Source organism: Ensifer sp. 38_S197 (genome assembly GCF_056924495.1).
This window is the reverse complement of record NZ_JBXOVZ010000002.1, coordinates 839,538-849,631: the sequence shown is the minus strand read 5'-3', so window position 1 is coordinate 849,631 and position 10,094 is coordinate 839,538. Positions and strand designations below refer to the sequence as shown.

The 10,094-nt window shown below is 62.4% G+C and carries 11 protein-coding genes; 2 read left to right on the top strand and 9 right to left on the bottom strand.

All coding sequences use genetic code 11. The features are described from left to right. The first annotated feature begins 81 nt into the window (after window positions 1-81). Window positions 82-405 carry a thioredoxin gene (gene trxA / locus AC1Z3V_RS17245; RefSeq protein WP_057252049.1) on the top strand — a complete coding sequence of 108 codons (324 nt, stop codon included), beginning with the start codon at window positions 82-84 and terminating at the stop codon, window positions 403-405. 92 nt (window positions 406-497) lie between these two features. Here trxA and AC1Z3V_RS17240 read toward each other — a convergent pair whose 3' ends face one another. The 5 genes from AC1Z3V_RS17240 to AC1Z3V_RS17220 form a co-directional block, all read right to left on the bottom strand. Continuing rightward, the gene (locus AC1Z3V_RS17240; RefSeq protein WP_483500612.1) at window positions 498-1,841 is read right to left on the bottom strand and encodes a bifunctional folylpolyglutamate synthase/dihydrofolate synthase; all 1,344 of its coding nucleotides are present in this window, start codon (window positions 1,839-1,841) and stop codon (window positions 498-500) included. A gap of 93 nt (window positions 1,842-1,934) precedes the next feature. Next, window positions 1,935-2,849, bottom strand: coding sequence for an acetyl-CoA carboxylase, carboxyltransferase subunit beta (gene accD, locus AC1Z3V_RS17235; RefSeq protein WP_429818763.1), 915 nt, complete (start codon window positions 2,847-2,849; stop codon window positions 1,935-1,937). A gap of 50 nt (window positions 2,850-2,899) precedes the next feature. Continuing rightward, complete coding sequence (gene trpA / locus AC1Z3V_RS17230; protein ID WP_429818766.1) at window positions 2,900-3,739, bottom strand: tryptophan synthase subunit alpha; 840 nt, start codon at window positions 3,737-3,739, stop codon at window positions 2,900-2,902. A 4-nt stretch (window positions 3,740-3,743) separates the two neighbouring features. Beyond that, entirely contained in the window at window positions 3,744-4,964 is a 1,221-nt protein-coding gene (trpB, locus tag AC1Z3V_RS17225) for a tryptophan synthase subunit beta (protein ID WP_483500610.1), read from the bottom strand. Further along, window positions 4,961-5,635: a phosphoribosylanthranilate isomerase gene (locus AC1Z3V_RS17220; protein WP_483500608.1), complete on the bottom strand. Its 675-nt coding sequence runs from the start codon at window positions 5,633-5,635 to the stop codon at window positions 4,961-4,963. The genes trpB and AC1Z3V_RS17220 overlap by 4 nt, the downstream gene beginning before the upstream one ends. Window positions 5,636-5,792: 157 nt before the next feature. Between AC1Z3V_RS17220 and AC1Z3V_RS17215 the strand changes: the two genes are divergently transcribed. Beyond that, window positions 5,793-5,987, top strand: coding sequence for a YqaE/Pmp3 family membrane protein (locus tag AC1Z3V_RS17215; protein ID WP_034801662.1), 195 nt, complete (start codon window positions 5,793-5,795; stop codon window positions 5,985-5,987). Window positions 5,988-6,003: 16 nt separating this feature from the next. Here the strand turns inward: AC1Z3V_RS17215 and AC1Z3V_RS17210 are convergent, their stop codons facing one another. The 4 genes from AC1Z3V_RS17210 to AC1Z3V_RS17195 all read right to left on the bottom strand — a co-directional run bounded on the left by AC1Z3V_RS17210 (window position 6,004) and on the right by AC1Z3V_RS17195 (window position 10,062). Beyond that, the gene (locus AC1Z3V_RS17210; protein WP_483500606.1) at window positions 6,004-6,756 is read right to left on the bottom strand and encodes a M48 family metallopeptidase; all 753 of its coding nucleotides are present in this window, start codon (window positions 6,754-6,756) and stop codon (window positions 6,004-6,006) included. Window positions 6,757-6,856: 100 nt separating this feature from the next. After that, entirely contained in the window at window positions 6,857-7,276 is a 420-nt protein-coding gene (locus AC1Z3V_RS17205) for a DUF2852 domain-containing protein (RefSeq protein WP_173517969.1), read from the bottom strand. Between the two features lie 145 nt (window positions 7,277-7,421). Continuing rightward, complete coding sequence (gene phaZ / locus AC1Z3V_RS17200) at window positions 7,422-8,696, bottom strand: polyhydroxyalkanoate depolymerase (RefSeq protein ID WP_429818777.1); 1,275 nt, start codon at window positions 8,694-8,696, stop codon at window positions 7,422-7,424. A 343-nt stretch (window positions 8,697-9,039) separates the two neighbouring features. Further along, window positions 9,040-10,062, bottom strand: a complete 1,023-nt coding sequence (locus tag AC1Z3V_RS17195) for a zinc-binding alcohol dehydrogenase family protein (protein ID WP_483500604.1) — start codon at window positions 10,060-10,062, stop codon at window positions 9,040-9,042. Between the last annotated feature and the right edge of the window lie 32 nt (window positions 10,063-10,094).

Genomic DNA, 10,094 nt, shown 5'->3' with positions numbered 1-10,094 from the left:
CGGATATTGAAAATCCAGCAGCGCCCTCTCACATGAGGCACAACATCTGGATACTGCCATTCCGAACGCAAGGAGCAGCCTATGGCTACTGTAAAGGTCGATACGTCCAATTTTCAGCAGGAAGTGCTGAACTCCGCCGAGCCGGTGGTTGTCGATTTCTGGGCTGAATGGTGCGGCCCGTGCAAGATGATCGCACCGAGCCTCGAGGAAATCTCCAACGAGCTCGCCGGCAAGGTCAAGGTTGTTAAGCTCAACATCGACGAAAATCCGGAACTGGCTGCCCAGTACGGCGTTCGCTCGATCCCGACGCTCGCCATGTTCAAGGCCGGCGAAGTGGCCGACATCAAGGTTGGCGCCGCACCGAAGACGGCCCTTTCCTCGTGGATCTCCACGGCGGTCGCCTAAGACCTTCGCTGACTACCGCAGCAGAAAGCCCGGCATGCCGGGCTTTTTTCTTGTCTTGCATCTGGTACCGGGATGGCGGCGCCGCCTTCGGATCACTTCGGCGGCGTGCCGTTGTCGGCGAGAACGTCGCCCACCAGATAGAGCGAGCCGCCGATCAGGATGCGTGGCGGCGCCGGGTCCTCGTCGACCAGATTGGCAATGATCGTCAGCGCTTCGGCAACGGAAGAGACGGCAGAGGCCTCAAACCCGACGGCAGCCGCATCGCTTGCAAGCGCCACCGGATCAAGGCCTGCGTCGGAACCCCGAATCGGAACGGTGAAGACCTGTTCGGCAAGATCGAGAAACGCCCGGAAATAGCCGACCGGATCCTTGGTATTGATCATGCCGATGATCAGGAAGAGGGGCCGCGATTCGCGTTCTTCGAACGTCGCCATCGCCTCGGCGATCACCTGGCCGGCACCCGGATTATGGCCACCGTCGACCCAGATTTCCGCGTCGGCCGGGCCATAATGCGTCAGCTTGCCGCTGGTCAGGCGCTGCAGGCGTCCGGGCCACTCGACCCCGGAAAGACCTCTCTCGATCGCCGCTTCGGAAACGTCGAAGCCTGCGGCCCGCACCGCACGAATAGCCGCGGCGGCATTTGCATATTGATGGCGTCCCGGCAGTTTCGGCAGCGGCAGATCGGCAAGTCCGCTCTCGTCTTGATAGACAAGGCGGCCGAATTCTTCATGCGCCATGAAGTCCTGGCCGTAGACGAAGATCGGGCAACCGAGCCGCTCGGCCGTCGAGATCAGCACCTCGCGCGCCGTTTCCTCTTCCTGTTGGCCGATCACCACCGGGCAGCCGCGCTTCATGATTCCGGCCTTCTCCGCGGCGATCAGTTCGACCCGGTCGCCGAGATAGGACTGGTGATCGAGCGAGATCGGCATGATGACCGAGGCTGCGGGGCGGACAATGACATTCGTCGCGTCGAAGCGACCGCCGAGGCCTACCTCGACGATCGCGACATCCGCCGGATGCTCGGCGAAGAGCAGGAAGGTGACAGCGGTCAGGATTTCGAAGACGGTGATCTTCTCGCCGCCATTGGCTTCGGCGACGCGGCGCACGGCATCGGCCAGAACGGGATCGCTGACGAGCCGTCCCCTGCCACCCTTGACGCCCAGGCGGTAGCGTTCGTGCCAATTGACAAGATGCGGCGACGTGTGGACGTGGACACTGAGACCGGCGGCCTCCAGGATCGCCCGCGAGAACGCGGTTGCCGAGCCCTTGCCATTGGTGCCGGCGACGTGGATCACCGGCGGCAGGCGGTCCTGCGGATTGCCGAGCGTGGCAAGAAGCCGGGTGATCCTGTCCAGCGACAGGTCGAAGCCCTTGGGGTGGAGGGCAAGGAGTTTTTCGATCTCATAGCCCGCTTCGCTGGCTTCCACCGCTGCCATCTCTTACCCCGCCCCGACAAGCTCGACTGCCAAAGCATCTCCGCGTGGAGATGCTTCATTTTGTTCTATGTAGCTCCGGTTACCCGAGCTTTTTCAAGCGCTTGCCGCAACCGGCAAGGCAGCCGGCTGTGTGCCGCCGTTGAGTTTCGAGGCTTCCGCCGGCTTCTTCATCAGGATCTTCAGAACCCGGGCGAGCGTTGCCGGCAGATCATGGCGCTTGACGACCATGTCGACCATGCCGTGCTCCAGCAGGTATTCGGAGGTCTGGAAGCCTTCCGGCAGCTTCTCGCGCAGCGTCTGCTCGATCACGCGCTTGCCGGCAAAGCCGATTTCGGCGCCAGGCTCGGCCATGTGGATATCGCCAAGCATCGCATAGGAGGCGGTGACGCCACCGGTCGTCGGGTTGGTGAGCACGACGATATAGGGAAGGCCGGCTTCCTTCAGCATGTTGACGGCAACAGTGGTGCGCGGCAGCTGCATCAGCGACAGGATGCCTTCCTGCATGCGGGCGCCGCCCGATGCCGGGAAGATGACCAGCGGGCACTTCTCGGCGATCGCCCTTTCGAAAGCCTTGATGATCGCCTCGCCGGCAGCCATGCCGAGCGAACCACCGATGAAGTTGAACTCGTGCACGACGGCGACGAGCTTGACGCCCTGGACGCGGCCGAGGCCGGCGACGATCGTGTCTTCGAGTTCGGTCTTGGTGCGGCTGTCGCGCAGACGGTCGACATACTTCTTGGAATCGCGGAATTTCAGCGGGTCCTGAGCAACCTTGGGCTGCGGGAACGCCTCATAGATGCCGCCGTCGAACAGGTCCTTCAATCGCGCCTTGGCCGGCATCTTCATGTGGAAACCGGACTGCGGGATGACCCACTTGTTTTCCTCGAGATCGCGGTGGAACACCATCTCGCCGGTTTCCGGGCACTTGATCCAGAGATTTTCCGGAACTTCCCGGCGGCCCAGCATCGAGTTGATCTTCGGCCGAACGTAGTTTGTGATCCAGTTCACTTAGTAACTCCTGAAGATTTCCTTCGGGTTGTGCGCGCTAATATAGGCAATTATTCGGCTGCTGCGAGGCGTGCGGACCGCACGCCTGCCGAGAGCCCTCTGACCAGCGCTTCAACACCCGGAACCGTCGCATCGGTCGCCTTGCCCTCTTCGGTCAGGCTCGACGCGATCTGGTTGACGATCGCCGTACCGACGACCACGCCATCGGCGGATGCTCCGATGGCCCTTGCATGTTCTGCCGTCTTGACGCCGAAACCGACGCAAACCGGCAAGTTGGTGTGCGCCTTGATACGGCCGACGGCACCGGCAATCAACGACGGATCGGGCAGAGCCGAACCGGTGATGCCGTTCATCGACACGTAGTAGACGAAACCCGAGGTGTTTTCGAGCACCTTCGGCAGGCGGCGGTCGTCCGTGGTCGGCGTCGCCAGGCGAATGAAGTTGATGCCCGTCTCAAGCGCCGGAACGCAGAGCTCGTCGTCCATCTCCGGCGGCAGATCGACGACGATCAGGCCGTCGATACCGGCGGCAAGCGCATCCGTCAGGAAGCGGTCGACGCCGTAGATGTAGATCGGGTTATAGTACCCCATCAGCACGATCGGCGTGCGCTGGTCCTCCTCGCGGAAGCGGCGCGCGATCTCGAGCGTCTTGGCGAGCGTCTGACCGCCTTTCAGCGAGCGCTGACCGGCAAGCTGGATCGCCGGACCATCGGCCATCGGATCCGAAAAGGGCATGCCCAGCTCGATGACGTCGGCGCCAGCCTTCGGCAGCGCCTTCATGATCGACACCGACGTCTCGAAATCAGGGTCGCCGCCCATGAAATAGGTGACGAGGACCGGACGTCCCTCGGCCGCAACATCGGCAAATCTCTTGTCCATGCGTGCGGTCATGATCTTACTGCCCCATTCCCAAAATCTTACCGACGGTGAAGATGTCCTTGTCGCCGCGGCCGGAGAGGTTCATCAGGATGATCTCGTCCTTGCCCATCTTCGGTGCGCGCTTGATGACTTCGGCAAGCGCATGCGACGGCTCGAGCGCCGGGATAATGCCTTCGAGGCGGGTCAGCGTCTGGAACGCTTCGAGCGCTTCGTGATCCATGATCGGCACGTATTCGACACGGCCGACATCGTTCAGCCAGGCATGTTCCGGGCCGATGCCGGGATAGTCGAGACCGGCCGAAATCGAGTGGCCTTCCTTGATCTGGCCGTCGCCGTCCTGCAGCAGATAGGTGCGGTTGCCGTGCAACACGCCGGGCGAACCGGCGGTGATCGACGCGCAATGCTCGTCGCCCTCGATGCCCTTGCCGCCAGCTTCGACGCCGACGATCTTGACGCTTTCATCATCGAGGAACGGATGGAAGATGCCGATTGCATTGGAGCCACCGCCGACGGCGGCAACGACGAGATCCGGCAGCCGGCCTTCGGCGGCGAGCATCTGCTCCTTGGCTTCCTGGCCGATGACGGCCTGGAAATCGCGGACCATTTCCGGATAGGGATGCGGGCCGGCAGCCGTGCCGATCAGGTAATAGGTGCTGTCGACATTGGTGACCCAGTCGCGCAGCGCCTCGTTCATCGCGTCCTTGAGCGTGCCGCTACCGGCGGTTACCGGCTTCACCTCGGCACCGAGCAGCTTCATGCGGAAAACGTTGGGCGCCTGGCGCTCGACATCGGTCGCGCCCATGTAGACGACGCAGGGAAGGCCGAAGCGGGCCGCGACGGTCGCCGAAGCCACACCGTGCTGGCCGGCGCCGGTCTCGGCAATGATGCGCGTCTTGCCCATGCGCTTGGCAAGCAGAATCTGGCCGATGCAATTGTTGATCTTGTGCGAGCCGGTGTGGTTCAGCTCTTCGCGCTTGAAATAGATCTTGGCGCCGCCGAGTTCGGCCGTCAGCCGTTCGGCAAAATAGAGCGGACTCGGCCGGCCGATATAATGGGCGCCGAGATGTGCCAGCTCCGCCTTGAAGGCCGGATCGTCCTTCGCCGTGTTCCACTCGTCCTGCAGGTCGAGGATCAACGGCATCAGCGTCTCGGCTACGAAGCGTCCGCCAAAAATACCGAAACGACCGTCTTCATCCGGGCCGCCCCGGTAGGAATTCAACTTTGGCGCCTGGTTCACGTCCTGCTCCCTGACCGTGGCATGCCCGCCTCCGCCTGGCGAACGGCATTGAAAAACGATTCCATGAGCTTCAAATCCTTGACGCCCGGCGCGCTCTCGACGCCGGAGGAGATATCGATGGCGCGGGCGCGGGTCTGCGCCATGGCCTCGCCAATGTTACTGGCGTTAAGACCACCGGAAAGCATGTAATCGACGCTTCCGTCAAGCGCGTCGAGCAGCTTCCAGTCAAAGGAAACGCCGTTGCCGCCGGGCAAATCGGAACCTGCAGGCGGCTTGGCATCGAAGAGGAAGCGATCGGCGATGCCGATATAGGCGTCGATCTTTTCGAGGTCCGAGGCCTCGCGGACCGAAAGCGCCTTCATGACGGGAAGGCCGTACATCGCCTTGACCGTCAGCAACCGTTCCGGGCCCTCGCTGCCGTGGAGCTGCAGGATATCCGGATTGAGCGCCGAGACGATCTCGTCGAACTCGTCGTTGTCGGCATTGACCGTGACGGCAACGATCTTCGCCCGACCGCGAATCCGATCCGCCAGCCGGCCGGCATCGTCAGGCTCGATGTTCCTTGGGCTCTTCGGGAAAAAGATGAAGCCGGTATGGGACGCCCCGAGCGCGACTGCGCGCTCAACCGCTTCCGCGGTGCTCAGCCCGCATATCTTCACTTCGGTTTTCATGAGAAGCGACCTTGCATGAAATGTCGCGCGAGTCGAGCCAAAAACCGACGCGCGGCCTACCAGCCAGCGCCCCCGGCGCCTAAGCCCCGACGGGTGCGCGCCCCTTGCGCGACCGACGGGCTTTCACCATATGCATTTTACCATAACGGAGAGACAGATGCGCCTGTTGCTCGCGCTTATCCTGCCCTGGCTGCAGTTTTTCACGATCGGCCGTCCCTTTGCCGGCCTCATCTGCCTGATCCTGCAGCTCACGCTCATCGGTTGGGTTCCGGCGGCGATCTGGTCGGTCTATGCGCTCAGCCAATACAAGACCGACGAGAAGATCCGCGAAGCGCTGCGCCACCGCGCGTGATCTCCGGCTGCCCGGCTCAGTCGAAGTCGATTGCGTGAAGCATCGTGCCATTGCGGCGGAGCCAGCGCTTGGCATCGTCGGTATCCGGGCACAATTTCCCGCACAGCGCCCAAAAATCAGGCCCGTGATTCATCTCCTGCAAATGCGCGACCTCGTGCGCTGCGAGATAGGCGATGACCTTCGGCGGCGCCATGACGATGCGCCAGGAAAAACTCAGCGCCCCATCTGCAGAACAGGATCCCCAGCGGCTACGCGTGTCCTTGAGCGACAGCGACTTCGCTCGCCGGCCGATGCGACCGGTGTAGATCGCCACCAGACGATCGAGATCCTGGCGGGCCTCTTTCTTGAGAAAATCGACGATGCGCCGCTTCAGATGCTCCTCGCCGCCGCTGACGCGCAACACCGGCTCGTCATCAAGCATGATCGCTTCCGTCAGGCCGCGGATCTTGCCGGTGCGCTCGATGCGATGGGAGATGCCGCGGATGAGGATGGAGCCGCCTTCCTCGATCTGGCTTTCGCCGGAGAAGCGAGCAAGCTTCGTCATCAGCCAGCCCCGATGGCGGCTGAGAAAGGCATTGACCTCGCGCTCCGGCAGACCCTGAGGGATCGTCATCTTCAGTGCCCGACCGCCGGGCTCGATGCGAAGCGTCATGCGGGTCGCGCGCGCGTTCTGCTTGATCGTCAGCGGCAGGGACTTGCCGGCGACCTCGATCTGCCGCGTCGTGGCGGGTGGTGCAGGTTGGATGCGCCGCTTGAAGGAAGGGAACATGCAGGCTTTCTAACCGATTCGCGGGGCTTTCGCCTACAGTGCCGCGAGACGCGAACGGACATCCGGCGTTTCATGTGAAACGCCGGAAAGCATCATCGGGTCAGTGAGCTTCGACAACCGGGCCGGAGCCGCCGTTCTTGCGGTCGCGCATGAAGCGGTCGAACTCTTCCTGGTCCTTGGCACGGCGAAGCTCGCGCACATAGGTGTCGAATTCTTCGCGCATTTCGTCGAGCTTGCGGCGCTCCTCGTCGAGGCGCGCAAGTTCGGCTTCGCGCCAGTCGTCGAAGGCGACGTTGCCGGTGCGATGCGTCCAGTTGGAGCGGCGACCGCCGCGCTTGAATGCGGAGCACATGCCATCCACCGTATCGTTGGCATCTTTCTTGAACGTCTTGAGTTTTTCGCCGAACAGGATGTAGGCGAGCATGGCCAGGCCAAGTGGCCAAAAGACCACGAAGCCGAGCACCATCAGGGCGATGGTCGCGGGCGTCCAATCCGGACGGATCATTGCAGATTGGTTCATCTTCAGGATTCCTCGCAATCATCCGGGCCGCCCATGCGGCCCGATGAAAACGATGTGGGAAGGCGCCCCTGACTGTGCAAGACGCCCTCCCCCCGAATCGGACAAACCCTTGACTCTACGCGGTCAAAACGGCCCGACGGCGAGGTCACGCCGACTTGCCGCCCTTGATGAGCTGCTTCACCGGCTTCACGTGCCGCGAATGCTCGCGGTGGAAGGCGACGATGCGCGGGGCGATTTCGCGGCGGAAGCGCGAACCGTTGAAGACGCCGTAGTGGCCGACATCCGGCTGCATGTAATGCATGCGCATATGATCAGGGATATTGGTGCAGATCGTCTGCGCCGCCTTCGTCTGACCGACGCCGGAAATATCGTCGTTCTCGCCCTCGACGGTCAGCAGCGCGACCTTCCTGATCGCTGTCGTATCGACGCGCTTGCCGCGATGCATCATCTCGCCCTTCGGGAGCGCATGCTGCATGAAGACCACCTGCACGGTTTGGAGGTAGAATTCAGCGGTCAGGTCCATAACCGCGAGATACTCGTCGTAGAAGTCGCGATGCTTCTCGGCGGCATCGCCGTCGTTCTTCACCAGATGCGCGAAGAACTCCTTGTGGGCGATCAGGTGACGGTCGAGGTTCATCGACATGAAGCCGGAGAGCTGCAGGAAGCCCGGATAGACCATGCGCATGAAGCCTGGCTGCGGCCACGGCACCGGCATGATGACATTGTCGCGGAACCATTCGATCGGCCGCTGTTCGGCGAGTTGGTTGACGCCGGTCGGATTGATGCGCGTGTCGATCGGTCCGCCCATCAGAGTCATCGTCGCCGGCGACAGCGGATCGTCGGCCGCTTCCATCAGGGCGACGGCGGCGAGTACCGGCACTGCCGGCTGACAGACGCCGATCACATGGGTGTTCGGGCCCAGGAAGTGGAGCATCTGGATGACATAGTCGATGTAGTCATCGAGATCGAAAGTGCCTTCGCTGAGCGGCACCATGCGGGCGTCGATCCAGTCGGTGATGTAAATGTCGGAATGCGGCAGCAAAGCTTCCACGGTGCCGCGCAGCAGCGTCGCGTAGTGGCCGGACATCGGCGCCACCACCAGAACCTTCGGATCGGCGGCACGCCCCTTGGGCAAGGCGCGCTCGAAATGGATGAGGTTGCAGAAGGGAGCGCGCCAGACGATGCGCTCGTAGACGGAGACGGACGTGCCGTCGACCTCGGTCGCGGGAAGTCCGAACTCCGGCTTGCCATAGCGGCGGGTGGAGCGCTCGAACACTTCGAGCCCGGCGGCAGCCGCACGACCGAAATAGGTGTGCGAGATGGGATTCATCGGGTTGCTGAAGGCAAGCCGCATGGCATCGGCGGCCGTACGCCACGGCGCCATCATTGCATGGTTCAATTCATAGAGCTGGTAGAACATGGGAAGCGTACCCCTTGGTTCAATCAACGACAACGCCGCTCCCGGTCGGACGCAAGCTTGCGATTGTTTGTCTTGGTGTCCGCAATCGCTGCCAGACTACCATTTTTCTTGTGCAGTGCAACATGTATACCCGTGTCACCGCGATACAAGGCCTGAAGCCAGAATGAATCCGGATTCCTGACGATTTGCAAACGAGCTTGTCTGAAACTGCCGGTTTTCCGCTATTTTCGTGCGCTGAGAACCGGATGCCGGGCAATTTCAGGAAAAAACGGCGTCTCCGAAGAGCGAATGGCAGCTCCACTCTCTATGGCGACTCTGTGGCGACGCAGCAATCAGCGATCTCTCACGCGACAGCCACCTTGACGATTGCCTTGACCAGACCCGTCTTTTCTTCCGCCCAGCGCGGGAGATCGACGAGGGCTCCGTCAAGTGTCGTGCGGTGAGTGATCAGGGCCTCGACTGGTACAAGGCCGGAAGCGATCGACGCGACCACATGGTCAAAGTCCTGGCGGGTCGCGTTGCGGCTTCCGATCAGCGTCATCTCGCGCTTGTGGAACTCCGGGTCGGAAAAGCGGATCTCGTCCTTGACGACGCTGACGAAGACCAGCGTGCCGCCATGGGCGACGTAGGAAAAGGCCGCCTGCATCGAGCCACCATGACCAGTGGCATCGAAGACGACGTCGAAACCGTCGCCACCCGTAGCCTCGGCAACGCGCGCCGCTATGTCCGCATCCGCGACAATGCCATTGGCAAGGCCGAGCTTCCGAGCGGCAAAGTCCAGCCGTTCGGCGCTGGTGTCGATCAGCGTCACCTGATGGCCGGCAATGCGTGAGAAGATCGCGGTGCCGAGACCGATCGGCCCTGCCCCGATGACCAATGATCGCGCGCCTGTCGCCATCGCCGCGCGCCGCACCGCATGGGCGCCGATCGCCAGAAACTCGACGGTGGCAGCCGCTTCGGGGGACAGGTCCTGTGCCGGATAAAGATTACCCTCCGGCACGACAATCTCTTCGCAGAAGGCACCATCGGTATGGACTCCGAGTACCCTGATGGCCGTGCAGCAGTTCGGTTTGCCCTTTCGACAGGCAACGCAGTTGCCGCAGGAAAGATAGGGGTTCACCACGACCGGCGTGCCGGGCGCGATCGCCGTGCCGCGACCACCGGAGATGACCGTTGCCGATATCTCGTGGCCCATGACCCTGGGATATTCAAGGAACGGATGCTTGCCGGCGAAGATATGATAATCGGTGCCGCAGATGCCGACATGGCTGACGGCAAGACGCACCCAACCGTCAGGCACGTTGTCCGCCGGCGGACGGTCGACGACCTCCAGGCGGCCGGGTTCGAGGCAGAGCACGGCTTTCATGGCATTTCCCACGGAATGTTCGGAGCCTGCGC